Source organism: Achromobacter sp. D10 (genome assembly GCF_035282245.1).
Classification (GTDB): domain Bacteria; phylum Pseudomonadota; class Gammaproteobacteria; order Burkholderiales; family Burkholderiaceae_B; genus Achromobacter; species Achromobacter insolitus.
In genome coordinates this window covers 358,263-381,879 of the sequence record NZ_JAYJLE010000005.1, presented here as the reverse complement: position 1 = coordinate 381,879, position 23,617 = coordinate 358,263, and the positions used below count along the sequence as shown (strand labels likewise).

At 63.6% G+C, this 23,617-nt stretch carries 27 protein-coding genes and 1 pseudogene; 21 read left to right on the top strand and 7 right to left on the bottom strand.

What is annotated here, in order from left to right; translation table 11 throughout:
• The 3 genes and pseudogenes from VCS63_RS17770 to VCS63_RS17760 all read left to right on the top strand — a co-directional run.
• Positions 1–1,420 (top strand): annotated as a pseudogene (locus VCS63_RS17770) (hypothetical protein); the annotation flags it as partial.
• Between the two features lie 4 nt (positions 1,421–1,424).
• Complete coding sequence (gene imm45, locus VCS63_RS17765; RefSeq protein ID WP_175200275.1) at positions 1,425–1,760, top strand: Imm45 family immunity protein; 336 nt, start codon at positions 1,425–1,427, stop codon at positions 1,758–1,760.
• Between the two features lie 352 nt (positions 1,761–2,112).
• Positions 2,113–2,787, top strand: coding sequence for a class I SAM-dependent methyltransferase (locus VCS63_RS17760; RefSeq protein ID WP_323880537.1), 675 nt, complete (start codon positions 2,113–2,115; stop codon positions 2,785–2,787).
• 108 nt (positions 2,788–2,895) lie between these two features.
• Here VCS63_RS17760 and VCS63_RS17755 read toward each other — a convergent pair whose 3' ends face one another.
• Positions 2,896–3,369, bottom strand: coding sequence for an Lrp/AsnC family transcriptional regulator (locus VCS63_RS17755; protein WP_042794259.1), 474 nt, complete (start codon positions 3,367–3,369; stop codon positions 2,896–2,898).
• 108 nt (positions 3,370–3,477) lie between these two features.
• On the opposite strand from VCS63_RS17755, the gene VCS63_RS17750 reads away from it, so the two are divergent.
• Entirely contained in the window at positions 3,478–4,962 is a 1,485-nt protein-coding gene (locus VCS63_RS17750) for an aminotransferase class V-fold PLP-dependent enzyme (RefSeq protein ID WP_323880535.1), read from the top strand.
• Positions 4,963–5,000: 38 nt separating this feature from the next.
• Here VCS63_RS17750 and VCS63_RS17745 read toward each other — a convergent pair whose 3' ends face one another.
• Both VCS63_RS17745 and VCS63_RS17740 read right to left on the bottom strand, forming a co-directional pair.
• Positions 5,001–5,372, bottom strand: coding sequence for a hypothetical protein (locus VCS63_RS17745; protein ID WP_042794258.1), 372 nt, complete (start codon positions 5,370–5,372; stop codon positions 5,001–5,003).
• A 121-nt stretch (positions 5,373–5,493) separates the two neighbouring features.
• Entirely contained in the window at positions 5,494–7,404 is a 1,911-nt protein-coding gene (locus VCS63_RS17740; protein WP_323880532.1) for an acyltransferase family protein, read from the bottom strand.
• 276 nt (positions 7,405–7,680) lie between these two features.
• Here VCS63_RS17740 and fmdA point away from each other — a divergent pair, with 276 nt between their 5' ends.
• Positions 7,681–8,910, top strand: coding sequence for a formamidase (gene fmdA / locus VCS63_RS17735; RefSeq protein ID WP_323880531.1), 1,230 nt, complete (start codon positions 7,681–7,683; stop codon positions 8,908–8,910).
• 11 nt (positions 8,911–8,921) lie between these two features.
• Positions 8,922–9,254 carry a zinc ribbon domain-containing protein gene (locus VCS63_RS17730; RefSeq protein WP_042794256.1) on the top strand — a complete coding sequence of 111 codons (333 nt, stop codon included), beginning with the start codon at positions 8,922–8,924 and terminating at the stop codon, positions 9,252–9,254.
• Positions 9,255–9,321: 67 nt separating this feature from the next.
• Here VCS63_RS17730 and VCS63_RS17725 read toward each other — a convergent pair whose 3' ends face one another.
• Both VCS63_RS17725 and VCS63_RS17720 read right to left on the bottom strand, forming a co-directional pair.
• The gene (locus VCS63_RS17725) at positions 9,322–10,059 is read right to left on the bottom strand and encodes an ABC transporter substrate-binding protein (RefSeq protein WP_063961735.1); all 738 of its coding nucleotides are present in this window, start codon (positions 10,057–10,059) and stop codon (positions 9,322–9,324) included.
• Positions 10,060–10,137: 78 nt separating this feature from the next.
• Positions 10,138–10,563 carry a copper resistance protein NlpE gene (locus VCS63_RS17720; RefSeq protein WP_042794255.1) on the bottom strand — a complete coding sequence of 142 codons (426 nt, stop codon included), beginning with the start codon at positions 10,561–10,563 and terminating at the stop codon, positions 10,138–10,140.
• A gap of 164 nt (positions 10,564–10,727) precedes the next feature.
• Between VCS63_RS17720 and VCS63_RS17715 the strand changes: the two genes are divergently transcribed.
• The 15 genes from VCS63_RS17715 to VCS63_RS17645 all read left to right on the top strand — a co-directional run bounded on the left by VCS63_RS17715 (position 10,728) and on the right by VCS63_RS17645 (position 22,463).
• Positions 10,728–11,201 (top strand): OsmC family protein, encoded by a 474-nt coding sequence (locus tag VCS63_RS17715; protein ID WP_042794254.1) that lies wholly within the window; start codon positions 10,728–10,730, stop codon positions 11,199–11,201.
• Between the two features lie 10 nt (positions 11,202–11,211).
• Positions 11,212–11,859, top strand: a complete 648-nt coding sequence (locus tag VCS63_RS17710) for a glutathione S-transferase family protein (protein WP_175200281.1) — start codon at positions 11,212–11,214, stop codon at positions 11,857–11,859.
• Positions 11,860–11,981: 122 nt separating this feature from the next.
• On the top strand, positions 11,982–12,428 hold the full coding sequence (locus tag VCS63_RS17705) for a carboxymuconolactone decarboxylase family protein (RefSeq protein ID WP_063961729.1): 447 nt from the start codon (positions 11,982–11,984) through the stop codon (positions 12,426–12,428).
• Between the two features lie 12 nt (positions 12,429–12,440).
• Positions 12,441–13,370, top strand: a complete 930-nt coding sequence (locus VCS63_RS17700) for a sigma-70 family RNA polymerase sigma factor (protein WP_042794253.1) — start codon at positions 12,441–12,443, stop codon at positions 13,368–13,370.
• Entirely contained in the window at positions 13,351–13,935 is a 585-nt protein-coding gene (locus VCS63_RS17695) for a GNAT family N-acetyltransferase (RefSeq protein ID WP_112965869.1), read from the top strand. Before VCS63_RS17700 ends, VCS63_RS17695 begins: the two co-directional genes overlap by 20 nt.
• Positions 13,932–14,483 (top strand): cysteine hydrolase family protein, encoded by a 552-nt coding sequence (locus tag VCS63_RS17690; RefSeq protein WP_149064262.1) that lies wholly within the window; start codon positions 13,932–13,934, stop codon positions 14,481–14,483. Before VCS63_RS17695 ends, VCS63_RS17690 begins: the two co-directional genes overlap by 4 nt.
• Before the next feature lie 5 nt (positions 14,484–14,488).
• Positions 14,489–14,713 carry a DUF3820 family protein gene (locus VCS63_RS17685; RefSeq protein ID WP_042794251.1) on the top strand — a complete coding sequence of 75 codons (225 nt, stop codon included), beginning with the start codon at positions 14,489–14,491 and terminating at the stop codon, positions 14,711–14,713.
• A 153-nt stretch (positions 14,714–14,866) separates the two neighbouring features.
• Entirely contained in the window at positions 14,867–15,196 is a 330-nt protein-coding gene (locus tag VCS63_RS17680) for a hypothetical protein (RefSeq protein WP_042794250.1), read from the top strand.
• Between the two features lie 100 nt (positions 15,197–15,296).
• Positions 15,297–16,175 (top strand): helix-turn-helix transcriptional regulator, encoded by an 879-nt coding sequence (locus tag VCS63_RS17675; protein ID WP_242663591.1) that lies wholly within the window; start codon positions 15,297–15,299, stop codon positions 16,173–16,175.
• Positions 16,176–16,368: 193 nt separating this feature from the next.
• The gene (locus VCS63_RS17670) at positions 16,369–18,414 is read left to right on the top strand and encodes a TonB-dependent siderophore receptor (protein WP_323880545.1); all 2,046 of its coding nucleotides are present in this window, start codon (positions 16,369–16,371) and stop codon (positions 18,412–18,414) included.
• A 56-nt stretch (positions 18,415–18,470) separates the two neighbouring features.
• A complete protein-coding gene (locus VCS63_RS17665) occupies positions 18,471–18,896 on the top strand; it encodes a cupin domain-containing protein (protein WP_042794249.1) in 426 nt (141 codons plus the stop codon).
• A 46-nt stretch (positions 18,897–18,942) separates the two neighbouring features.
• On the top strand, positions 18,943–20,112 hold the full coding sequence (locus VCS63_RS17660; RefSeq protein ID WP_416379202.1) for a RhtX/FptX family siderophore transporter: 1,170 nt from the start codon (positions 18,943–18,945) through the stop codon (positions 20,110–20,112).
• 65 nt (positions 20,113–20,177) lie between these two features.
• The gene (locus tag VCS63_RS17655) at positions 20,178–21,431 is read left to right on the top strand and encodes an Hsp70 family protein (protein ID WP_042794248.1); all 1,254 of its coding nucleotides are present in this window, start codon (positions 20,178–20,180) and stop codon (positions 21,429–21,431) included.
• A gap of 83 nt (positions 21,432–21,514) precedes the next feature.
• A complete protein-coding gene (locus tag VCS63_RS17650; protein ID WP_063640397.1) occupies positions 21,515–22,102 on the top strand; it encodes an NUDIX domain-containing protein in 588 nt (195 codons plus the stop codon).
• A 28-nt stretch (positions 22,103–22,130) separates the two neighbouring features.
• Positions 22,131–22,463, top strand: a complete 333-nt coding sequence (locus VCS63_RS17645) for a 2Fe-2S iron-sulfur cluster-binding protein (protein ID WP_323880525.1) — start codon at positions 22,131–22,133, stop codon at positions 22,461–22,463.
• On the opposite strand, the gene VCS63_RS17640 is transcribed toward VCS63_RS17645, so the two are convergent.
• Together VCS63_RS17640 and VCS63_RS17635 are read right to left on the bottom strand one after the other, a co-directional pair.
• Positions 22,444–22,854: a hypothetical protein gene (locus VCS63_RS17640; protein WP_323880522.1), complete on the bottom strand. Its 411-nt coding sequence runs from the start codon at positions 22,852–22,854 to the stop codon at positions 22,444–22,446. The genes VCS63_RS17645 and VCS63_RS17640 overlap by 20 nt on opposite strands.
• A 25-nt stretch (positions 22,855–22,879) precedes the next feature.
• A complete protein-coding gene (locus VCS63_RS17635; RefSeq protein WP_063640396.1) occupies positions 22,880–23,581 on the bottom strand; it encodes a DUF899 domain-containing protein in 702 nt (233 codons plus the stop codon).
• Positions 23,582–23,617: the final 36 nt, after the last annotated feature.

Below are 23,617 nucleotides of genomic sequence, written 5' to 3'. Positions count from 1 at the left end.
CGTGGCGTTGAACCGGGATACCTCGGACACCTTGAATGCGCTGAAGCCGATTTTTGATAAGGACAAGATCGAGGCGGGGTTTGAGATCGCGTCGGAGTTCCAACGTCAGACGGGGCAGTTCCTGACGAATCGGGCCAAAGAGCGCGATACCCTCATTGCGCGCTCAAAGGACGCCAGTTTGTCGGCCTCCGAACGCGCTGAGGCTGCGGCTGCCGCAAAAAATTTGGATGATGAGTGGGGGCCGTCGGGTTCATATCGTCGGATCTTGGCAGCTATTTCTGCCGGTGCGAGTGGCAATGTCACCGGGACGGTAAGTTCCTTCGCTCAGTCAGCCGCTGTCAATTATTTGCAAGGCTTGGCTGCTTCGGAGGTAAAGCGGCTTGCCGACTCAATGGGCTCAAGCCCTGGAGCAGATGTTGCGAGAGCGGCGCTCCACAGCATCGTGGGATGCGCTGGGGCTGTTGCGAGCAGTGGTAGTTGCTCAGCCGGTGCTCTAGGGGCGGGGGCGAGCTCTGTGCTTGCAAAGCTGATAGCAGTGGCAGCAGGCGATGACCTATCCGCTGAGGAACGGGAAGCCCGAGGTGATTTGATTGCCAGCATTGTGGCCGGCATTTCGGAGATTGCCTCCGTAAATACTAGTGTTAGTACGATCGCTGCTGTTACGGAACTGACGAATAATGCGCTGACCTTGTCAGAGTTGAAACGGTTCGGTCTAGAGGTAGCCGCTTGTGAGGCGATGGGGAATTGCAAGCAGGTACAGGAGAAGTTCAGGAAACTCAGTATTGAAAATCAAGAAAAATTAATAGCGGTATGCTCAACTGATAGGAGCGCATGCCGAGATAATTATGGTGATTTTGTTGAGCAGGTGACCGAATACAGGCAGGAGTTGGATAGGCTTAGCGGAATGGATTTGCCTCAATCTCTAAAGACGGATGTGGCAATATATTTTCTGCATAATAGTGATGCGATCAGCGCGGTTCTTAGAGCTGAAGTTGCTGCTGATCTTCAAGCACGTTGGGGTTTGAGTCCGGAATCTGCGATGCAACTCGCAGCTATCGCTTCCGCAGGGGTGGGGTGGATTAAGGGGGTAAAAGGTTCGATTCCCAATAATCAAACGGCAGCTCAGTTTGAGAAGAGTTTGGTAGGTTTGCCTCCTGGGGAAAGAGTTGCTCAGATCAAACAGGCTGCATCAGCGATTGCAGCCGTCAACGGAATGGTCAAAGATAATAGAATTTCGAAGATGAATGGGCGGGATGTTTACAAGGCGAGCGACGGAAATTTTTATGCGCTAGATACTCAACATGGCCGTTTTGAGGTTGTGGATGCCAAGATGGGAGTGCACCTTGGGGAGGTTGACTTTGAGTTCAATAAGGTAAAATCGGCAGATGGTTCGGGTGGTCATAATTTGAAGGTGAAATAATTTTATGAATGCAAAAAAAATTATTGAGTCCTCTGTTGATTCAATTCAAAGCGGAAATATTCTCCGGGTGCATGGAAAATATCCCTATGAGGAATGGGTTGATTTCATGGTCTACGAAGTGCCAGCAGATGAGCGGGCCTACGGTTTAATCGTTACGTCCGGGTATAAAGCGGGCTCCGTGGTGGTCCATCTGCCGAAAGAGAGCCATTCGGAGTCGTGTGGTTTAAATAAGGATTGGGTGGTTTCCAATTGGAGTAAGTGGATATATCCAGAATGTGATGTTATGGATGTTTATTTAATAGATGGTTATGTTGCGTCCTCGTTGGAAGAGTCTAGATAAGTTAGAAATAAAGGTGTCAGACCATATTTTTTAGAAGTGAAAATTTAGTCAGTCTGACACCTTCATTTGTGATCAATACACCACAAGGGAACTTTACTTTGCGAGAATTTTCCGCCTCATCGAGCCAAACCGCGGCATCCGACACGGAATCTCCAACACATCATTTCATCCCCGGTAATTCGGTCCGATAAACACTGGACAACCAAATTCCGCATCTCCCCATTGCTACGATTCAAGCTTCCCTCATTCCCCGGATCGAATACATAAGGCTCTCAAAAAATGAAGCCGTCGGCCTGCATGTGCCAGCGATCCGTGCTCAGTGCACAGGGTATTTTTGTCGTTGCGGAGAGTCATGCGGTTTCTTGAAAAAATACCCTATGCACTGAAGCGCTTGCTATTTCGCATTTCCCCGGCGCTTGCCAAGACGCTTGGGTTGGACTTCCGTCTGCGGGCATTCAGCCGGATGTTTCTGGAGCAAGAGATATTCGGGTATATCAACCAACAGTTCCGGCGCGGGGCCGGGACTCCGGCGGCAAGGTGCCTCTTCATTGGGCTGGATAAGCACAACTGGCATTACGACCGGTTGTTGGATCTGGACTTTTATTCAATGGATCTGAATCCGCGCAACGCGGTCTACGGCCAGGCGAACCGGCACGTGGTGGGTTCGGCGACCGAATTGTCCGTCTACTATCCTCCCCGCAGTTTCGACGTGGTGGTGGCCAACGGGCTTATCGGTTTCGGGCTGGATACCGAGGAGGCGTTCGATCAATTGATGTTCGAATGCCATCGTGTCCTGACGGACGACGGTGTGCTGGTGCTGGGCTATAACGACAAACCGGATCGCTTGAGCTTCAGGGTTGAGCAGGCTGCGGGCTTTCAAGCCTTCAAAACATTTGAGCCCGGCATACCGGGGATGACCGGCGCGCGCCACGTGGTGGCGGACAAGTTCCAGCATTGTTATGTCTTCTTGCGGCCCAGGCGCCTGGGATATGCGGTGGACGCCATAAGCCTGGCACGCGCTGCTTGAGAAAATGGCTAACCTGGCGCTATAGAAGCGCCCGGGCATGGCCGCCCTTGGATCGCCATGTACATGTGGGGCAAGCCAGCGCTTCCATGCCGCCACTGGCACTGTTTCTCACCCCTCCAGGCTGCCCAGGTCCGGCGGTCGGTTCTCGATAATGGCTTCCATGCTGAAGAACCCCGTCACCGTGGACAGTTCGAAATCGGTGATCAGCTTCTGGTAGAAGCGGTCGTAGCCGGCCATGCCGCGGCAGACTACCTTGATGAGGTAGTCCCAATCTCCGCCTATGCGGTAGAACTCCGTCACTTCTGGCAGGCGCTCCACATGCTGGCGAAAGCCGTCGGCCCAGGCCTTGGCATGGTGGCTGGTGCGGATCATGACGAACACGGTCAGGTCCAGTCCCAGTTCGACCAGATTGACCTCGGCCCGCGTGCCGCGAATGATGCCGCAGGCGTTCAGGCGCTGCAGCCTGCGCCAGCAGGCGTTCTGCGACAGGCCGACGCGATCGGCCAGCTCACGTTGCGACAGCGCGCCGTCCTTTTGCAGGCAGGAGATAATATTCAGATCAAATTTGTCTATTTTTTCCATTTCAAAGATCAAATGACCCAATTTTGAAGGTTTTTGGCAAAATTTAGGTGAGGTTTTAAATTTCCTTCCATCGTATGATATTCCGCTGTACCTAGGAATATCCCTGACATGATTACGACCACCCAATCCGGCCCCGCCAAGGCCACGCCGTTGCAGCAATTCCAAGAAAGCCTGAAGACGGAAAACGTCGTCGCGGCGCTGGCCGACGGCTTGATCGGCAAGGATGCGGTGGTCGAGGGTCCCTATGGGGTCAAGCCTCTGGTCTACGCGGATTACGTCGCCTCGGGCCGGGCGTTGATGCAGGTGGAGCGCTTCGTGCTGGAGCAGGTCCTGCCGTATTACGCCAACTCGCATACCGAGGCCTCTTACTGCGGTGGTTTCATTACCCGGCTGCGCCGCGAAGCGCGCGCGGCGATCGCGCGGTGCTGCGGGGCCGGCGATGAGCATGCGGTGATATTCGCGGGCTCGGGCGCGACGGCGGGAATCAACCGGCTGGTGCATCTGTTTGGCGTGCGCCAAGCACTTGCCGCAGGCAGGAAGGTCCGCGTGATCATCGGGCCCTATGAACATCATTCGAACATCCTGCCTTGGCGCGAATGCGGCGCGGAAATCGTCGAGTTGCCGGAAAGCCCGGAAGGCGGACCGGAATTGGCGCAGCTGGACGCGGCGTTGCAAGCCGGCGCCGGGACGCTGGTCATCTGCGCGTTGTCGGCGGCGTCGAATGTGACCGGCATTGTGGCGGACGTGGAAGGGGTAACCCGCCGGGTCAAGGCCGCGGGCGCGAAGATGCTATGGGACTATGCGGGCGGGGCGCCATACCTCCCGATCCGGATGTCACCCGCCGCCGATGCGGACATCGACGCCATCGTGTTCTCGCCGCACAAATTCATCGGCGGGCCGGGCGCGTCCGGTGTGCTGATCGTCCGGCGCGATGCGGTGCTGGATGCCAAGCCTACCTGGCCCGGCGGCGGCACGGTCCGTTTCGTCTCGCCCGTGGGCCATGACTATAGCGGCAGCCTGGAAGCGCGCGAGGAAGCAGGCACGCCCAATGTGGTGGGCGATATTCGCGCGGCGCTGGTGTTGCTGGTAAAGGAAGCCCTGGGCGCCGACTTCATGCGCCAGCGCAACGAGCACTTCGTCAAGCGCGCGCTCGCCCGTTGGCAGGGCGTGCCGCAGCTGGAACTGCTGGGGTCGCTGACAGCTACCCGCTTGCCGATCTTCTCGTTCCGGGTGCGCAACGGCCGCGGCGGCTTTGTGCATCAGCAGTTGGTGACGCGCATGCTGAGCGACCGCTTCGGTATCCAGGCGCGTGGCGGGTGCGCCTGCGCGGGACCCTACGTGCATCGCCTGCTGGACATCGGCGCCGACGAATCGCAGCAGATGCGCCAGGCCATCCTGGACGGCCGCGAGATGGAAAAGCCGGGCTTCATCCGGCTGAACTTCAGCGTGCTGCTGCCGGACGAGAAGGCCGACTTCATCCTGGATTCGGTGCAGGCGCTGGCCGCGGATGCGACCGAGTTCGAGCACCGCTACGGCTTCGATCCAAGCCGGGCCATCTTCTTCCCGCACAGCGCCGAGAAGCAGGCGGCCTGAGCCGCGCGCCCGCCGGCTGGCGGGCCATGCCACTTCATTTAATCCTTCATTTGCGGGCCGCAAGTCCTGATCCACGCGGCCTTTTCGTCCGTCAGCCTGTCGGACGCGTCGCTCAGGGTTCGCGCCATTCTTGCAGGAAACTCCACCCCCTTGCGGCGGCAGGCTTCGAAGTCGTCGACCAGCGAGAACCGCGCGTCCAGCAAGTCCAGCCGACCCTGGCACAGCTCGCGATTCAGCTGCAGATCGTTGGCCATTTCGCGCGTGCGTTGCGCGTCTTGGGCGCGATCGATGTTCTCCCACTTGGTCTGGACCTCGGCGACGCAGTCGCCATCCGCCGCTTGCGCGCTAGCGCTGGCGCCGGTGGCAGAGATCAGCAAAGCGGCGAGGAGGCGGGGGGTAGGGAAGGCCATGCGGGAATACCTTGGTAGTGCGACGGAATGGGCTGCATCATAACTGCTGTCACGCTGGCTCCCCATTGTGCAGGCGCCCTAGGCGGCAGGCCCCGATAATCGCTCGGGGCAGATGCCGTGGTCACGGCAACCGAATGGCCCCGGCCACTTTCTTTGCGCCTTCCGTCGTCAAATGCCCGATATCCCAGGTAGTGAAGCTCACGGGATCCTCGTTCGTCCTGACCAGACAGCCCTCGTCGTTGCACAGGGTGCCGTACGCGGATACGTAGGTGATGTTCTCTGTTGCGCCTATGTCTCGCAAGGCAGTATCGATGGCCTGAATCATCGGGCTCAATGGAGTCCTCAACCGGTCCGGAATTCCCCGCGAAAGCGATCCGTTTTTCCAGGTCTTGAGCACCAGGCTAGGCAAGTTTTCAGGCCATCGAGGCGCGGGGCCAAGCAGGATCACCTGCGCGCCAACGGCCTTCACGGATCGAATGGTACGAATCAAGGCCTCGCGTTCAGGTGACGGCGCAGCCCAGTCCTTGGCGTACTGATCCCAGACCGCAAACATGACGACAGTGGCGTTCGGGTGTTTTTCAATGAGGGAAAAAGTGAATTCGTTGCTGTCACGGCAGGTGTCGTACTGGTTGTCCAGCAACGGAGGACAGCTATTACGGGTAGTCTGAGCGATCGAGTACCGGTCGCCGAAGGCCGTCGCGATACCCGGATACAGGCGCGCGGCGTAGGAGTCTCCCCATACGATCAAAGACTTGGTGCCGTGCACCCCAAGGTTCTCAAAACACTCAGGTGCGAAGGCGGAACCACTGTCCTTGGCGGTCAACCAGCATGCGGGATATCGGGCGTCGGCTTCGTATGCATAGCGGTAATTGGCCACTGCTTGCAGCGCATCTGGAAGTCGCGACGGAATGCCTTGGCTCGCGACCGCCTGGAAGCCGGTCAGCGCCACCGCGACGAGCGATCCGCCCAGCAATGAAACCGCAATCCGGGGGCGGACCTGGGCGCGCAAGGGTTTCTCGATCCAATGGTAAGTCAAGGCGGCGAGAACCACGCTTACCAGTGCCAGCGTGACCCTTGCCGCTGTCGGCAAGTTCGGGTCGAGCATCTTGCCAAACGAGAGCAAAGGCCAGTGCCACAAATACAGCGGATAGCTGATTAGTCCGATGTAAACAAAGACGCGATTGGCGAGCACATGTCGGCCCAAGCGACTGGTGTTCGCTGACGCCAGGAGCAAGAGCGTCCCCGTCACGGGGAGCAGCGCCCACCATCCTGGGAACGCTCTGTGGCTGTCCAGCAGCACAACCGGGCTTGCGATAAGAAGCAGCCCGAGGCCTGACGCCAGGTCGCTAAGCAAACCGGGAAGACGATGCCAAAACGCGTCGGGACGGAGCATCCAGCAGGCTAGGGCTCCACCCAGCAACAGCTCCCAGAACCGCGTATGCGGAAGAAAAAAAGCTTCGACCGGATGCGCTTGGACGCGAAGGATATTCAGCAGGAACGAAACCGCTGCACAGGCCAGGATGGCCGGGAGAAGAACCCTGCGTTTGAAGGAGAACCACAGAATGAGTGGATAAATCAGGTAGAACTGTTCTTCGATGCCCAAGGACCAAAGATGCATCAGGGGTTTGAGTTCAGAGGCGGTATCGAAATAGCCCTCTTGACGCCAAAGTACGAAATTCTGGAGAAAGGTTGCGCCACCGACTATCTGAGTTCCCAGCTGGCTGAATTCCTGAGGCATAAGCAGGAGCCAGCCCGCGCCGTATGCGGCAACCAGCACCGTCACCAACGCAGGAAGCAGTCGACGAGTGCGGGACAGGTAGAAGTTCGCGATGCTGAAGGTTCCCTGATGGAGATTCCTCAGCAGGATCGATGAGATCAAGAATCCGGAAATGACGAAAAAGACGTCGACACCAACGAACCCGCCCGGAAAGACTCCCGGCAGAGCGTGATAAATGACAACTGAGATTATCGCGACTGCTCTGAGGCCGTCTATGTCTGGCCGATAGGCTATCCCGTGGTTAGGATGTCTCATTTCTGGGGTCCGGTGGTTGCGCCGGAATCATACGACACCTTGTCTGCTATACGGGCACGGGTACAGGCCGGAAAAGAACCGGGTGAGTGGGCCGTGGTCCGAATGGACGATGGCAGGCTGCGGCACTGGTCGAAAACCCAGTTTACGGTTACTTGAAAGTCGCCTACTGTGCTTCACATATCAACGACTCACAAGCGCGACCCCGCGCGTTCACACAAGACGGTCGGCGATAGAAATTTCTGTTTTATCAACACCTTGCGTTGGAGATGAAAGAGAATGACTGACACGCTCATCAAGGTCGATCTGACCCAATCCCCCTACGAGAACAAGCAGATCCACAATCGCTGGCATCCGGATATTCCGATGGCCGTGTGGGTCAAGCCAGGGGATGACTTCGTCCTGGAAACCTATGACTGGACCGGCGGCGCGATCAAGAACGACGATAGCGCCGATGACGTCCGCGACGTGGATCTATCCACGGTGCACTTTCTGTCGGGGCCGGTGGGCGTGGAAGGGGCCGAGCCCGGCGACCTGCTCGTCGTGGACCTGCTGGACATCGGCGCCAAGCCGGACAGCCTGTGGGGGTTCAACGGCTTCTTCAGTCGCAATAACGGCGGCGGATTCCTGACCGAACATTTCCCGCATGCGCAGAAATCCATCTGGGATTTCCACGGCATGTTCACCTCGTCGCGCCATATTCCCGGCGTGAATTTCGCGGGGCTTATCCACCCGGGCCTGATCGGCTGCCTGCCCGACAAGAAGCTGCTGGATACCTGGAATCGGCGCGAGCAGGCGCTGATCGACACCAACCCCAACCGGGTGCCGCCCCTGGCCAATCCGCCGGCGCCCAAGACGGCGCACATGGGCGCATTGCAGGGGGCGGACCGCGACAAGGCGGCAGGCGAGGGCGCACGCACGGTGCCACCGCGCGAACACGGCGGCAATTGCGACATCAAGGACCTGTCGCGCGGCGCCCGGGTGTTTTTCCCGGTCTACGTGAAAGGGGGCGGCCTGTCGGTGGGCGACCTGCATTTTTCACAAGGCGATGGCGAAATCACATTCTGCGGCGCCATCGAGATGGCGGGCTGGGTACACATGCGCGTATCGCTGATCAAGGGCGGCATGGAGAAGTACGCGATCAAGAATCCGATCTTCAAGCCCAGCCCGATCACGCCGGCGTACAAGGACTTCCTGATTTTCGAAGGCATTTCGGTGGATGAGTCCGGCAAACAGCACTACCTGGACGTGAATGTCGCGTACCGGCAGGCCTGCCTGAACGCCATCGAGTACCTGAAGAAGTTCGGCTATTCCGGCGCCCAGGCATATTCGCTGCTGGGTTGCGCGCCGGTGCAGGGGCATATCAGCGGGGTGGTGGACATCCCCAATTCCTGCGCCACCCTGTGGCTGCCGACGGAGATCTTCGACTTCGACATCCATCCGTCAGCGTCCGGCCCCGTCAAGCACATCCAGGGCGGCGTGGACATGCCCCTGTCGCGGGACCGCTAGGAGAAGCCGCCATGCCCATGTATGACTATGCCTGCGGAGACTGCGGCGAGTTCGCGGCGCTGGTGCCCCTGGCCCGGTGGCGCGATCCCGCCGCCTGCCCGCAATGCGGCGCGATGTGCGGCCGCATCGTGGGCGGGGCGCCGGCGATCTCGGCGCTGTCCTCCGCCATGAACCGGGCGCGCGCGGCCAATGAGCGCAGCGCCCATGAGCCGCGCAGCTCGCGTGCCGGCCACGGCATGAATTGCGGATGTTGTTCCGGCGGCAAGGCTGCGGGCAAAACCCGCACCACGCCGGACGGGGCGAAATCGTTCGCGGGCGCGAGGCCGTGGATGATCAGTCACTGACGGCACGCCTCGCCTGCGTGCAAAGGCCCTGCATGGCAGGGCCTTTTTTTGGCGAGGGTGAGCGGGCTCAGGCTTCCAGCGGCGCCACCGCGGCGCCCTGGATCTTATGGCGCGCCAAGGCTTCGGCGACGAAGCCCGACTTCTTCATGGCTTCGACGAACGCGGCCAGGTAAGCGCTGGCTTTGTCGCCGCGGCTCTTGGGCACGCCCATGGCTTGGCGGATCAGCATGAAATGACCGTCCAGCAGGCGCAGGCCGCCCAGGCGTTGCGCGTCGGCTTGAAGCTGCTGCTTCACGCCCGCGGCGACTTCCATGTTTTCCTGCAGAAAGGTGTCCACAACGGCGGGTGAGGTCGGCGCGCGAAAAATCTCCGCTTGCTTGAGTTCGCGAGTGAGATACAGGTCGTACGCGCTGCCTTTGCCGACCACGACGCGTTGGCCCTGGCGGTCCACCTCGTCCATGCTGGCAATGGGTGAATCCTGGCGCACCAGGTACGCGCCTTCGATGACGACGTAGGGGGCGGTAAAGGCGATCTGCTCGCCGCGCAGCGGGTCAATGGCGAAGAAGCCCACGTCGGCCTCTTCGGCCGCGACGGCGTTGACGGATTCACCGGCCGACTTGAACACCACCAGTTCCAGCTCGACGTCCAGCCGCCGCGCCAATTCCGTGGCCAGGTCGACCGATACGCCGCCGGCCTGGCCGGTGACGGGATCGGCGTTGGCCAGGATGGGATTGCCCAGGTTGATGGATGCGCGCAGCGCGCCAGTGGGCGCGAAGGCGGAAAGCAGCTCGTGATCGGTCTTCATGGTGTCCTTGGCGGTGAAGGCGCGCGGGCGCGGTCGATGCGGCAAGCATAGCCGCAAGCGCGCGCCTTGCGTGATGCCTTATTGCGCGCGGCGCAGGATGTAGTGGGGCGCCAGCGGCCCGGTGGGGCGGGTGCCGTCGCGGTACAGCATGGTCACCTGGTTTTCGCCGACGAAATACCGCTGGCTGTCGCCGGACGCGTCGAGCCGGATGGTGCTGCCGTCGGATTCCCAGCTGAACGAGCCCGTGACGACCTCGGGCTGCGGCTGGCGGTCCAGATATTGGGTCTGTCTTTCGTAGCGGCCGTCCTGCATCAGGGTCAGGCGGGTGCGGATGCCCGGGCAGTCCGCGCAGGGCAGGGTGCCGTCGTAGCTGCCGGCCCAATCCAGTGAGTCGCGGGCGGTGTGGCTGTCGACGGGCACGGCGCCGCTGGATCCAGGTCGGGAGGGCGCGCAGCCAGCGAGCAGGGCTAGCGTCAGGGCGCAGGTCAGGGTGGTTTTCATCATGGCGAGCTCCTGGTTTGGCAAACGGGACACGATACGGATAGTAACGGGGGGGTGCTGAAACGGGATGTAAGGCGCCAGGCCCTGGAGCGGCCGGGCATGCGCTACGCTAGGTGTCTTTCCAGGCGCGCCTGCCTGGGCATTTCCCCTTGAACAGGACGATTCCGATGAAAGGCGAGCACCGTTACAACATCACCGTGGACTGGACGGGCAACACCGGTTCGGGCACATCCAGCTACGCAGCCTATTCCCGCGACCACGTGATCCGTGCGGCCGGCAAGCCCGATGTGCCAGGCTCGTCCGACCCGGCGTTCCGCGGCGATCCTGCCCGCTGGAACCCGGAAGACATGCTGGTGGCCTCGCTGTCGGCCTGCCACAAGCTCTGGTACCTGCACTTCTGCGCGGTCGAAGGGGTGACGGTGGAGGCCTACCGCGACGAGGCGGAAGGCGTCATGGTCGAGGACCGCGACCGTGGCGGCGCTTTTAGCGCCGTTACGTTGCGGCCGGAAGTGACGATCCGCGCTGGCGACGATGCGGCGTTGGCCGCAGAGCTGCATGAGCGCGCGCATCATTTCTGCTTTATCGCCAATTCGGTCAATTTTCCGGTGCGCTGCGAGCCGCGCATCGTGCACGCCGCCTGAGGCCGCCGCCATGCTGACTATCTGGGGGCGGCGCAGTTCGTTCAATGTGCAGAAGGTATTGTGGCTGGCGGGAGAGCTGGGCCTGGAGTACGAGCACGTGCCGGCCGGAGGGCAGTTCGGCCTGCTGGAAACAACGAAGTTCCGCGCGATGAACCCGCACGGCAAGGTGCCCGTCCTGCGCGATGGCGAGACCGTGGTGTGGGAGTCCCACGCCATTCTGCGTTATCTGGCCGCGCGCGATGGCGCGGCGCGGTTCTGGGCGGACGATCCGGCCCAGCGGGCGGGCGCCGATGGCTGGATGGATTGGGCGCAGACGGCATTGCAGCCCGCGTTCCTGACGGGCGTGTTCTGGGGGTACTACCGCACGCCCGAGGCCCGGCACGACACGGCAGCCATCGAACGCGCCATCGCAGCCACCCATGCCGGCCTCGCGCAACTGGACCGCGCCCTGGCGGACCGGCCTTATCTGGGCGGAGACGCGCTGGGCCTGGCCGACATTCCGGCGGGCACCACGCTCTACCGATATTTCGAGCTGGATATTCCGCATCCTCCCATGACACATCTGCAAGCCTGGTACGAGCGGCTGCAGGAGCGTCCGGCCTATCGCGAACACGTCATGGTGCCGTTCGGGGAACTGCGCGGGCGGCTGGATTTCTAGCGCCGGACGGGCAGGTTTACAAATTTTCCCGCAGGCGATGTCACATCAGGCCGGGCTGTCTCGTCATAAGGAGTGAGGGCGCCGCATTTCGCGGCGCATGCCCATTTGCCGGAGACCTATCCATGAGCACCGCCCGCCTGAACGCCTATACCGCCTCGCCCAAGGCCATGAAGGCCATGATCGCCTTGAACGACTTCGTCGAGAATTGCGGGCTGGAACATAGCCTGCTTGAACTCGTGAAAATGCGCGCTTCGCAGATCAATGGCTGCGCCTATTGCCTGCACATGCATTCCACGGACGCCCGCAAGCAGGGGGAATCCGAAATGCGTCTGTATCTGCTGGACGCCTGGCGCGAATCCTCGCTGTATAGCGAACGCGAGCGCGCCGCCCTGGCGTGGACGGAAGCACTGACGCGGCTTTCGGAGACCCGCGCGCCGGATGCCGATTATGCCGAAATGGCCAGGCATTTCAGCGAGGAAGAGCAGGTTAACCTGACGGTTGCCATCAACATGATCAACAGCTGGAACCGCATCGCCGTCGGTTTCCGATCGCAGCACCCCAAGCACTGAGGTCCAGCCTCCATGAACGCATCCGCCATCCCCGATGCTGTTGCCGACTTCGAACCCCATCGCAGGCATTTGCAGGGCCTGGCCTATCGCATGCTGGGCTCGTGGGCGGAAGCCGAGGACATCGTGCAGGATGCCTGGCTGCGCTGGCGGGATGCAGATCGCAGCCTGGTCGAAACGCCCCGCGCCTTCCTGTCGCGCACGGTCACGCGCCTGTGCCTGGACTTGCTGAAGTCGGCGCGCGCGCGGCGCGAAGAGTACGTCGGGCCGTGGCTGCCCGAACCCTTGCCCGATGCCGGCAGCTATGAAGCGCCCGGGGCGGGCGAAATCGCGCATGACCTCTCGGTGGCGCTGATGCTGGCGCTGGAGCGGCTGTCGGCGCTGGAGCGCGCCGCCTTCCTGCTGCATGACGTATTCGACATGCCGTTTGCGGAGATTGCGGCCACGCTGGGCCGCAACGAAGCCGCCTGCCGCCAGTTGGCCGCCCGGGCTCGCAACCGCGTGCGGGAGGCGCGCCCGCGGTTCGCGGTGACAGAGCAGGAGGGCGCGCGCATCGCCGATGCCTTCTGGCAGGCCTCGCGAGCGGGGGATGTGGATGCGCTGCGCAGCCTGCTGGCAGCGGACGCGGTGCTGCATGCGGATGGCGGCGGCAAGAAGCTGGCCGTGTTCCGGCCCATTCTGGGCAGCGACAAGATCGCGCGATTCTTTGCCGGCTTGGCGAAGAAGCCGGGCGGCCGGTTCCTGGATGCCGTGGTGACGCAATTGAACGGCATGCCCGGGGTGTTGGCCACCGAGCTGGACGGTCTGCCCCGGTCCACCACGCTGGAGGTGCGCGACGGCAGGATCGCCGCCATCTACATCGTGCGCAACCCTGATAAGCTGCGTCATGTCGCGGCGCTGGTGCCGCAGCCTATCGCGCCCCAGGATGTTTCCGACCTTCACTGACCCGCCGCAGGACCTGCCCGATTTAGGGCTGGATGGCTTGCGGCTGCGCCCATTGCAGGAGGCGGACGCCGTTGGCTGGCACGCTTATCTGCGTGACGATGCCGTTACGCGGCATACCAGTTGGCAACTCGATGGACCGGACACGCTGCTGCGGCTGATCCGGGGTTATGGCCAGCCATCGGAATCGCATAGCATGCGCCTGGCCATCGCCATGGCGGACGGCAGCCTGGCGGGTACCGTGGGCCTGAATGAAATCTCGCTGGCCGCGCGCCGCGCGGAGATTGCCTACGACGTTGCGCCGACCTATTGGCGGCGCGGCATCGCCACGCGCGCCTGCGCCGCCGTGACCGCATGGGCGCTGAGCACGCTTGGCTTTGCGCGCATCCAGGCTACCGTGCTCGATACGAACCAGGCTTCGGCCGCCGTGCTGGAGCGCTGCGGTTTTCAGCGCGAAGGGCTGTTGCGGCACTATCGCCTGGTGCGCGGCGAACCGCGCAACTTCTGGATGTACGCGCGCGTCGGTCTGGCGCATGACCGGCACCCCACCGCTATAAGGAAACCATGACGTCCGCTTTGATCGTGATCGACGTGCAGCGTGCGCTGTTTGAAACGTCGCCTCCACCCGCCGATGCGCAAGCCGTGCTGACGCGCATCGACGATCTGTGCCGGCGCGCCCGCGAGGCCGGCGCTCCGGTGATCTACGTGCAGCATGAAAGCCCGGGCAGCGCGCTGGACCACGGCATGCCCGGCTGGCAACTGGATCCGCGGCTGCACCCGGCGGATGAGGATATCCGCGTACGCAAGACCACACCGGACTCTTTCCTGCGCACCGAGCTGGCGGAGGCGCTGACGCGAGCCGCAATCACGAACCTGGTCGTGTGCGGTTATGCCAGCGAATTCTGTGTGGATACGACGGTGCGCCGCGCGGCCGCGCTGGGTTATCCCGTCACGTTGGCGGCGGACGCCCACACTACGCAGGACAAGCCGCATGCGCCCGGCGCGCAGATCAGGGCGCATCACAATGCGACCTTGTCGTCCATTTCCAGCTTCGGCGTGAAGATCGCCGCCGTGCCAGCGGCGGAAATCGGCTTCGGCGCCTTTGCGGCGCGGTGATCCCCATGGATCCTGAAATGCTGTCTCTGCTGGTCACGCGCACCATGCCCTTTGGCAAGTACCAGGGACGCCTCATCGCCGACCTGCCCGGCCCCTACCTGGCGTGGTTCGCGCGCAAGGGTTTTCCGCCTGGTGAACTGGGGCGCTTGCTGGCCTTGATGCACGAACTGGATCACAACGGGCTGTCTTCGTTGCTGGCGCCGCTGCGCCAGTCCGCGTCGAAGAAATAGGTCGGCCGGCGGAGAAACGCCGGGAAACAACTGTGGCCGATTGTGTAGCGTCTTGGCACGCCGTGCAGGGGTGGCCAGGGATACGATAGGGCGGCGTGTCCAGGGCGCCGCAGTCCGCGCATCTGGAAGTCAGTCCATCCAAGAGAGGTTGTCATGAAGAAACTCCGTATTTCCGCATTCCTGCTTGCCGCCCTGTGCGCGGCCGGCGCCGCGCAAGCGCAGAACGCCGCGCCCGCCACGCAGGAATATCAGTATCCCAGCGTGCGCTCCAAGGACGGCAGCCTTTCGCCGCCTTCCACGCTGCGCATGACGGTCACGCCACAGCCGGGTTCGGGTCCCGCCGTCATTCGCGATACGCCCGAAAGCCAGGCCGAGTACGTGCGTTGCCGTGAAGTCTCGGACCGCGCGGCCGTCTCGAACGCGCAGATGCAGGCCGGCGTGGCGCAATGCTTGAAGGAGCTGGAACAGCGCCGCCAGCAATAGGGCGCGCCGCCCGCGACCGCGGGCGGCTTTCCGTTCTGGTCAAACGGTAATAATATTCAATCTCATCAACAGCGCTGCCCGTCGCCACGGAGCCGCTACCTTGACCACCATCCAGCCCGAACCCGATTGGACCTTATCGGCCGCCACGCCTGCCATGTCGCTGGCGGGCGGCACGTTGCGCTTTGGCCGCGATGAGCGGGTGCAGGAGCGGCTGGAGCCGGGCTTGAAGCTGGTGCTCGTGCTGGACGGGGATCTGCGCTATAGCGTGCGCGGCGCTGCGCCCACTCGCGTCAGCGGGCCCGTGCTGCACCTGAGCGTGTGCCAGGACGCCATGGGTATGGAACACGAATTCGGCGCCCACCAAGCCTTGCGCTTCGTGTCTTTGCGCACCGGCCTGGATCATCTGCGCGACGCGTTTTCCATGGACCCGGCCCAGCTGGCGGGTTTGCTGGGGGCGCCGCGGACCCAGGCCGCATACGCCGAGGCCAATAGGCGGGCGGATCGCAGGCTGGAGGCGTTGGGCCAACAGATGCTGGCCTGCCCGGTGCAGGGCGCGCTCAAACGCATGTACCTGTCCGGCAAAGCCTTGGAACTGGCCGCGCTGGCGTTGGGCGCGCTGCAGCCCGCGCAGCCGGTCGCGCCCGCGCGCGGCCTGACGCGCGCCGATATCGAACGCCTGCATCTGGCGCGCGACCTGGTTGCGGCGAACCTGCAGGATCCGCCGTCCCTGCCCGAGCTGGCGCGGCGAGCCGGCGTAAACGTCAACAAGCTCACTAACGGGTTTCGCAAGCTGTTCGGCCAGAGCGTGTATGCCTTTGTGCGCGAACGCCGCATGGAGCAGGCACACGTCCTGCTGGCCGAAGGCGCCTATACGGTGTCCGAGGCGGCCTACGCCTGCGGCTATACCGATTCCCACTTCACCAAGGCTTTCGTGCGCCGCTACGGCGTGCTTCCCAGCAGCGTCACGCCACGCCGCTGACCCATCGAAACTTCCGCAATCGCCAGCAAGACTTCCGCAATCGCCAGCACGCATCCGCTGTCATTCCTAGAATTACTTGAGAATTATTCTCAATAAAGTTCTAAGAGGACAGGCAGTGAGAAAACAGGTGAAAACGGGGGCGGGCGCATCGCGCAGGAGCGCGGCATGCGCATTCCATTGGCCGCTGTGGCTGTTGGTGGCGGCGGGGCCGGTGCTGGCGCAAGAGACCGCGTCGTTGCCGGCGGTGACCGTCAGCGGCGAAGGCATGGCGGAAACGGCGGCAAGCGTGAGCAAGCTACCGTTGACGCTGCGCGAGATTCCACAGTCGGTGACGGTGATCGGACAGGAGCGCATGCGCGAGCAGAATCTGCAAAGCCTGGACGAGGTAATGCAGCATGCCACCGGCATAACGGTACAGCCGTATCAGCTACTGACCACCGCCTACTATGCGCGCGGGTTCAAGGTGGATTCGTTCGAGCAGGATGGGGTGCCGGTGCTGATGGGCAACATGGCCGCGTCGCCGCAGGATATGGCGGTGTACGAGCGCGTGGAGATCCTGCGCGGCGCCAACGGCCTGATGCACGGCGCGGGCAATCCCGCTGCCACGGTGAACCTGGTGCGCAAGCGGCCTCAGCGGGAACTGTCGTTCAACGGCTCGCTCAGCGCCGGCAGTTGGGACCGCTATCGGGCCGAAGCCGACCTGGGCGGACCGTTGAACGATAGCGGCAGCGTGCGGGGCCGCCTCGTCAGCGCCATCGAGGACCGTGGCTATTTCTACGATGTCGCGGACCAGAAATCGGCATTGTTCTATGGCATAGGCGAGGTGGACCTAGGTCCGGACACCGTGTTGTCCGCCGGCCTGCAGTACCAACGCATCCGTTCCACCACCAACATGGCCGGGGTTCCGCGCTACAAGGACGGCGGCGACATTGGCCTGAAGCGCTCGACCTACCTGGATGTGGCCTGGGACCGTTTCAACTGGGACACGACGCGCGTGTTCGCGGACCTGGAACATCGCTTTGGCCAGGGCTGGAGCGCCAAGGTCAGCGCCAATTACCTGACGGCGGACAGCAACCTGAAATACGCCGGCGCCTACGGCGCGATCGACCGGCAGACCGGACTGGGGTCTTCGCTGATGGGCGCTGCCTACAAGTTCGACAACACCCAGGCCAGCGTGGACGCCTATGTCGGCGGCCCCGTGGAGCTGTTCGGCCGGCGCCATGAACTGTTGCTGGGCGGCAATGCCCAGCGCACCACGTCCGAACAGCGCAGCGCCAACCTCACGCCTTATCCGAACGTACCGGTGAACGTTTTTGACTGGGGTCCGCACAGCGTGCCCGAGCCGGGCGTGGGTCCGTACACCTCGCCGGGCGAAACCCGGCTGAAACAACAGGGCATATACGGCATGGGCCGCTTCTCCCTGGCCGATCCATTGACACTGGTGCTGGGCGGGCGCATGAGCTGGTGGAACCAGAGCGCGCCCGGGGCACGGCAGCGCATCGATCCCGAATTCACGCCGTATGGCGGATTGATCGTGGACCTGGACCGCCAGTGGTCGCTGTATGGCAGCTATGCGCAGGTGTTCCAGCCCCAGGGCGAACTGACGCGCGACGGCAAGCCATTGGATCCCATCACCGGCACCAACTACGAGGCTGGCGTCAAGGGCGAACTCGCGGACGGCGCGCTGAACGTGTCATTGGCGGTGTTCCAGATCCAGCAGAAGAACCGCGCGCAGGAAGATCCGGCCTGGCCCTGCGTGGGCCGCAATTGCTACTACATCTCGGGCGGGGAAGTCCGCAGCCGCGGTATCGAGGCCGAAGCCTCCGGCAGCATCACCCCTTACTGGACGGTGGCGGCAGGCTACACCTTCAACACCAGCAAGTACCTGACGGATTCGGAGTCCGGCGGCCAGCCCTTTGCGCGCTTTACGCCCAAACACATCTTCAGGCTGTGGACGAACTATGCCTTGCCCGGGCTGGAACGGCGGCTGAGCGTCGGGGGCGGCTTGCAGGTGCAGTCAGGCTATTCCACGGTGTCCGGCCCCATCACGATGCGCCAGGGCGGCTACGCGCTGGTTGATGTGCGCATGGCCTACCGCGTGGACAAGCACGTGACCGCCGCGCTCAACGTCAACAACCTGTTCGACCGCGGCTATTACCAGAGCTTGTCAGGCACCGCCTGGAACAACCGCTACGGCGAGCCTCGCAACGTCATGCTGACTCTGCGCGCTGAATATTGAGTATTTCCGGCGGGCGCCATCGGCAGGCGTCCGCCGGCAACGAGAAGGAGAGATCAATGAGTGCACTCGATACGGAAACGGTGTTCGACTGGCTGGACCACTTCGTGGCGCTGCGGCGCGACGGTGCCATGCGCGATGTGGGCAGGTTGCGCAGGCTGGAGCCGGAGGACGGCTGGTTGCTCGGCATCAAGGCCGTGGCTACGGATGCCGATGTGCATGGCGACATATGGGAGCGTCATCCCGCCGGCGACGAAATGCTTTGCGTGCTGGAAGGCCGTGTGGTGGTCACCTTGATGGATGAGGAAGGCGCCGAGACCGACATGCTGCTGGATACCCGGCGCAGCGCCATCGTGCCGCGCGGCGTGTGGCATCGGCTGCACGTGGCCTGTCCCGGCAAGATCCTGTTCGTGACGCCGGGGCAGGGCAGCGAACATCGTCCCGCGGACGCGCCGCGGGCGAAGCCATCCCGCAACCCTATGTAGAAGGAAGTCTGACGTGAACCGTATTGCAGAAGGACGCCTGTTCGTGATGATAGGCGCCTTGTATTTCTCTCAGGGCATACCGCTGGGCGTGGCCATGGAAGCCTTGCCTGCGCTGCTGCGCCGAGACGGCGCGGACCTGCAGGCGCTGGCCTGGCTGCCGCTGGTCGGCCTGCCGTGGGTATTGAAATTCCTGTGGGCCCCCGTGGTGGACAACCGTTGGACCCGCGCCATGGGGCGGCGGCGCAGCTGGATCGTGCCGATGCAGTCCATCGTGCTGGCCTGCCTGGTGGGGCTGGTGTTCCTGGGCATCGATGCCGTGGCGGCGCCCTGGGTGGTGGTCCTGATGGCGCTGGCTTCCCTTGCCAGCGCCACGCAGGACATCGCCACGGATGGACTGACGGCGGAGCGCTTCCAGGGGCAAGCCCTGGCGCGCGCCAATGCCGTTCAGGTGGGCGGCACGATGGTGGGTTTCTTCTTCGGCGGGCCGGGCTGCCTGATGCTGGCCGGGCATCTGGGGCAGACCGGCGCGCTGTTGACGCTGGCTGCCGTGGTCGCGTTCAGCCTGCTGTTGGCAGCGACGTGGCGTGAAACGGCGTTGGCCGCGCCATTGACCAGGCAACGCGCCACGCTGGCTGCATTCGTGCGCCGCCCCGGCGGTTGGGCCCTGGCGGCGGCCGCGTTCCTGTCCGCCATGACCGCGGTGGCGGGCTACGGCTTGTCCAAGTTGTTCCTGGTGGACGAAGGCTGGGCCGTCGAGACGGTGGGGCGCATCGGCATGGCGGGCGGCGTGGTGACGGTATTGCTGGGTTGCGGCGGCGGCGCATGGCTGATCGGCCGGCTGGGCGCGCGGGCCGTCCTGGCGCTGGGCTTGGCCGCCTCCGGCGTGGCGGCGCTGGCCTGGATGGCGCAAGCCCAGGGCTGGATGGCGGCGCAGGCCGGCACGGCCTTTGGCGCGCAGGCGCTGGGCGCATTCGGCGCGGGGGCGGCTTCCGTGGCCCTGATGACGCTGGCCATGCGTTTCGCCAGCCGCGGCGAACAGGCCGGCACCGATATGACCGCCGTGCAGAGCGCGCGCGACCTGGGAGAGATCCTGACCTCGTCGCTTATGACCGGCCTGGCGGCCCAGGTCGGCTACTCGGGCGGCTTCGCCAGCGGCTTGCTGGTGGCGGCGGTGACGCTGGCGTTCACGGCCCGGACCCTGGGGCGGGCGAATTGACATGGCGATTCCGGCGGTTGCGGCTACACTTGTGCGCCGTTTTGCTTTCAGCCCCAGAATTCCCCATGATTTCCTCCGCATGCGGCGTCGATTTCGGCACGTCCAATTCCACCGTGGGCTGGAGCCGCCCCGATCAGCGCGCGCTCCTCGCCCTGGAAGACGGCAAGACCACCTTGCCTTCGGCCATTTTCTTCCATGACGAAGACGCCGAGGTCAGCTATGGCCGCGCCGCCATTTCCGATTACCTGGCGGGTTACGACGGGCGCTTGATGCGCTCCATGAAGAGCCTGCTGGGCAGCTCGCTGATCGACGGCTCGACCGAAGTGCAAGGCCGTTCGATTCCGTTCCGCGTCTTGCTGACGCGCTTCATCGCCGAACTCAAGCGCCGCGCCGAGACGGCTGCCGGGCGTGGCTTCACTCGCGCCGTGCTGGGCCGGCCAGTGTTCTTCGTGGACGACAACCCGGCCGCCGACCAGACGGCCCAGGACACCCTGGGCGAGATTGCGCGCAGCGTCGGTTTTACCGATATCGAATTCCAGTTCGAACCGCTGGCTGCCGCATTCGACTACGAATCGCAGATCGACCGCGAAGAACTGGTACTGGTCATCGACATCGGCGGCGGCACGTCCGACTTTTCTTTGATCCGCCTGGGGCCCGGCCGTGCCGCCAAGGCCGACCGCCGGGAAGACATCCTGGCTTATGGCGGTGTGCACATCGGTGGGGTGGACTTCGACAAGCAGCTCAGCCTGGCCCACGTGATGCCAATGCTGGGGCTGGGCAGCCAACTGCGCAGCGGCAAGGATGTGCCGTCCACGCAATATGGCAATCTGGCCTGCTGGCACACCATCAACCAGGCCTATAGCCGCAAGGCCGCCGAGCACTTTGCCTACATCCGCGCCGAAGCCGGGGACCGCGAGAAGATCGATTTGCTGCTCAACCTGGTCAAGCAGCGCGCCGGCCACTGGGTGGCGGTGCAGGTCGAAGAGGCCAAGATCGCACTGTCGGACGCGCCTGCCACGCGCATCGACCTGTCGCGCATCGCGCCGGAACTGGGCGTGGACGTGACGCGGGCGTCTTTCGATGCCTGCGTGGGGCGCCTGATCGAGAAGGTCGAAACCACGGTAGGCGCGCTGCTGCGCGATGCCGGAGTGTCGACTTCGGACGTGGACACCGTGTTCTTCACCGGCGGCTCCAGCCGCGTTCCACGCCTGCGCGAATCGGTGTCGGCGCTGGTGCCCGAGGCGCGCAGCGTGGAAGGCGATCTGTTCGGCAGCATCGGCGCCGGCCTGGCGCTGGACGCGCGCCGCAAGTTCGGCTGAGCCGTTCATGTGGCGATGGTAAGCTGCGTGTTGCCCGCGCACGCGCTCTGCTACGCGCGGCTAGCCAGGTTCTGGAATCCCACATGACCCGCAAGCCCGATTCCCATCTCGAAGAAAAACTCGTCGCCAGCGAGGCTCCTTACAACGGCGCCTTTCTCAAGATCCGCCGCGACACGGTCAGCCTGCCCAACGGCAATACGGCCACGCGCGAATACGTGGTGCATCCCGGCGCGGTGGTGGTGATCCCGTTGCTGGACGACGGCCGGGTGCTGCTGGAGCGGCAGTACCGCTATCCGATAGGGCGCGTCATGACGGAGTTCCCCGCCGGCAAGCTGGATCCGGGCGAGGATCCGCTGGCCTGCGGCAAGCGTGAACTGCTTGAGGAAACCGGCTACACCGCCAGCCAGTGGGCCCGGGCCGGGGCCTTGCACCTGGCCATTGCCTATTCCACGGAAATCATCCATATCTACTTTGCGCGCGGCTTGCGCGCCGGGCCGCGCCAGCTGGACCAGGACGAATTCCTGGACGTGATCAGCGCGGATCCCGCCGAGTTGGTCGAAGCCTGCGCCAAGGGCGACGTCACGGACGCCAAGACGCTGACCTGCGTGCTGTGGATGCAGAATGTGCTGTCCGGCGCCTGGAAGCTGGATTGGCAGGACAACGCGGCCTGAGGGCGCGTCCCGCTGGATCTGCTTCGCCATGTCCACATTTCCCGTCCTGGTGCAGCCTGCCGGTCTGCGTTTCGACGCGCCAACCGATACCTCGGTGCTGCTGGCGGCGCAGGCGGCTGGCATCAAACTGCCCAGCTCGTGCCGCAACGGCACTTGCCGCGCCTGCATGTGCCTCTTGCTTGAAGGGGAGATCTCGTACCGTATCGAATGGCCGGGACTATCGCGCGACGAGAAAGAGGAGGGCTGGATCCTGCCGTGCGTGGCGCGGGCGGAGTCGGCCCTGGAAATCCGGGCGCCGCTGGCTGCGCCGATAGAGGCCGCGGCCGCGCCGCCGCGCCCGCTTACCGGGGCGCGGCGCTAGCGCCGGCAAGCATTGCGGCGGCTGCCGTGGCGGCCGCCATTCCCAGCGCCATGCCGGCGGCCATGCCGCTGAAGGGCCCCGCGCCGGCGGCCAAGGCCGCTGCGACACCCCATTGCGCTCCCACCAGCATGCCCAGACCCATCGCCAGTGCGCAGGCCAGGCGCGCGCCTAGGGCGGGCGCGCCCGGCAGCGGCAACAGCGCGGCGATCAACATGGCTGCGCTGCTGGCGGGCATCAGGGCGGCATGGCGCCATGCCTGTTCCAGCAAACCGCCGGGCGCCGCGCACTGGCTGGCGAGCAGCGCCGACGGCGTGCGCAGCGTGTCCATCCACAAGCCCGCTGCCATGGCCGCCGTGCAGCCCAGCCACAGGATCGCGGCGTCGGCGGCCATGTGGACGGCGCGCGAGCGCCCGCGTTTAACCGCAGGCGTGGCAGGCGCGCGCCGGGGCGTCGTCGTAGCGGTCATGGTGGCGCACCCAGTCGCCCAGATTAAAGTGCGGGCCCTTCTCGTTGCGGCCCAGCGGCGCGAAGTCCAGATAGTTGTAGGCGCCGGCCAGTCTTTCCACGCCGCGCGCGAAACTTGAATAGGTATGGAAGATTTCGCCGTCGGGGTCGCGGAAAAATGCGCTGGCGCCGGAGTTTTCTTCCATGCTGCCGTCGGCCTTGGGCGTCGTGGCCTGCAGGTCGAAATTGAAATCGCTGCCTTCGGATGAATACCAGGGGAAGCTCCAGCCCATGCGCCGCTTGAAGGCGTCCAGCTTGGCCAAGGGCGCGCGCGATACGGCGACTACCGTCACGTCATGCTGGCGCAGGTGCATGGCTGCGCTGTCCATGTGGTCGGCCAGGAAGGAGCAGCCCACGCAGCCTTCTTCCCAGTCCGGGCCGAACATGAAGTGGTAGACGATGAGCTGGCTTCTGCCCTGGAACAGCTCCGCAAGTTCCAGGGAGCCGCCCGCGCCTTGGAAGCGGTATGGTTTGTCCACCTTGACCCACGGCAGAGCCAGGCGCTCGCGAGCCAGGGCATCGTGGGCCCGGGTCAGCTCTTTTTCTCGGCGCAGCAGCGCCTCGCGCGCGATTTCCCATTGCGCGCGGGATACGACGGGGTGATCGGTTTGCATTGTGTGCCTCCTCGGGGCGGGCCGGTGGGCCCGGAT

Excerpts from the sequence above, each read along its gene's own strand:
- VCS63_RS17660 (WP_416379202.1), top strand. The coding sequence starts at position 18,943 with ATGATAGGCGCCTTGTATTTCTCTCAGGGCATACCGCTGGGCGTGGCC.
- VCS63_RS17715 (WP_042794254.1), top strand. The coding sequence starts at position 10,728 with ATGAAAGGCGAGCACCGTTACAACATCACCGTGGACTGGACGGGCAAC.
- VCS63_RS17680 (WP_042794250.1), top strand. The coding sequence starts at position 14,867 with ATGAAGAAACTCCGTATTTCCGCATTCCTGCTTGCCGCCCTGTGCGCG.
- VCS63_RS17750 (WP_323880535.1), top strand. The coding sequence starts at position 3,478 with ATGATTACGACCACCCAATCCGGCCCCGCCAAGGCCACGCCGTTGCAG.
- VCS63_RS17650 (WP_063640397.1), top strand. The coding sequence starts at position 21,515 with ATGACCCGCAAGCCCGATTCCCATCTCGAAGAAAAACTCGTCGCCAGC.
- VCS63_RS17740 (WP_323880532.1), bottom strand. The coding sequence starts at position 7,404 with ATGAGACATCCTAACCACGGGATAGCCTATCGGCCAGACATAGACGGC.
- VCS63_RS17720 (WP_042794255.1), bottom strand. The coding sequence starts at position 10,563 with ATGATGAAAACCACCCTGACCTGCGCCCTGACGCTAGCCCTGCTCGCT.
- VCS63_RS17700 (WP_042794253.1), top strand. The coding sequence starts at position 12,441 with ATGAACGCATCCGCCATCCCCGATGCTGTTGCCGACTTCGAACCCCAT.
- VCS63_RS17685 (WP_042794251.1), top strand. The coding sequence starts at position 14,489 with ATGGATCCTGAAATGCTGTCTCTGCTGGTCACGCGCACCATGCCCTTT.
- VCS63_RS17730 (WP_042794256.1), top strand. The coding sequence starts at position 8,922 with ATGCCCATGTATGACTATGCCTGCGGAGACTGCGGCGAGTTCGCGGCG.
- VCS63_RS17690 (WP_149064262.1), top strand. The coding sequence starts at position 13,932 with ATGACGTCCGCTTTGATCGTGATCGACGTGCAGCGTGCGCTGTTTGAA.
- VCS63_RS17710 (WP_175200281.1), top strand. The coding sequence starts at position 11,212 with ATGCTGACTATCTGGGGGCGGCGCAGTTCGTTCAATGTGCAGAAGGTA.
- VCS63_RS17705 (WP_063961729.1), top strand. The coding sequence starts at position 11,982 with ATGAGCACCGCCCGCCTGAACGCCTATACCGCCTCGCCCAAGGCCATG.
- VCS63_RS17695 (WP_112965869.1), top strand. The coding sequence starts at position 13,351 with ATGTTTCCGACCTTCACTGACCCGCCGCAGGACCTGCCCGATTTAGGG.
- VCS63_RS17755 (WP_042794259.1), bottom strand. The coding sequence starts at position 3,369 with ATGGAAAAAATAGACAAATTTGATCTGAATATTATCTCCTGCCTGCAA.
- VCS63_RS17655 (WP_042794248.1), top strand. The coding sequence starts at position 20,178 with ATGATTTCCTCCGCATGCGGCGTCGATTTCGGCACGTCCAATTCCACC.
- VCS63_RS17665 (WP_042794249.1), top strand. The coding sequence starts at position 18,471 with ATGAGTGCACTCGATACGGAAACGGTGTTCGACTGGCTGGACCACTTC.
- VCS63_RS17760 (WP_323880537.1), top strand. The coding sequence starts at position 2,113 with ATGCGGTTTCTTGAAAAAATACCCTATGCACTGAAGCGCTTGCTATTT.
- VCS63_RS17745 (WP_042794258.1), bottom strand. The coding sequence starts at position 5,372 with ATGGCCTTCCCTACCCCCCGCCTCCTCGCCGCTTTGCTGATCTCTGCC.
- VCS63_RS17635 (WP_063640396.1), bottom strand. The coding sequence starts at position 23,581 with ATGCAAACCGATCACCCCGTCGTATCCCGCGCGCAATGGGAAATCGCG.
- imm45 (WP_175200275.1), top strand. The coding sequence starts at position 1,425 with ATGAATGCAAAAAAAATTATTGAGTCCTCTGTTGATTCAATTCAAAGC.
- VCS63_RS17640 (WP_323880522.1), bottom strand. The coding sequence starts at position 22,854 with ATGGCCGCCGACGCCGCGATCCTGTGGCTGGGCTGCACGGCGGCCATG.
- fmdA (WP_323880531.1), top strand. The coding sequence starts at position 7,681 with ATGACTGACACGCTCATCAAGGTCGATCTGACCCAATCCCCCTACGAG.
- VCS63_RS17645 (WP_323880525.1), top strand. The coding sequence starts at position 22,131 with ATGTCCACATTTCCCGTCCTGGTGCAGCCTGCCGGTCTGCGTTTCGAC.
- VCS63_RS17725 (WP_063961735.1), bottom strand. The coding sequence starts at position 10,059 with ATGAAGACCGATCACGAGCTGCTTTCCGCCTTCGCGCCCACTGGCGCG.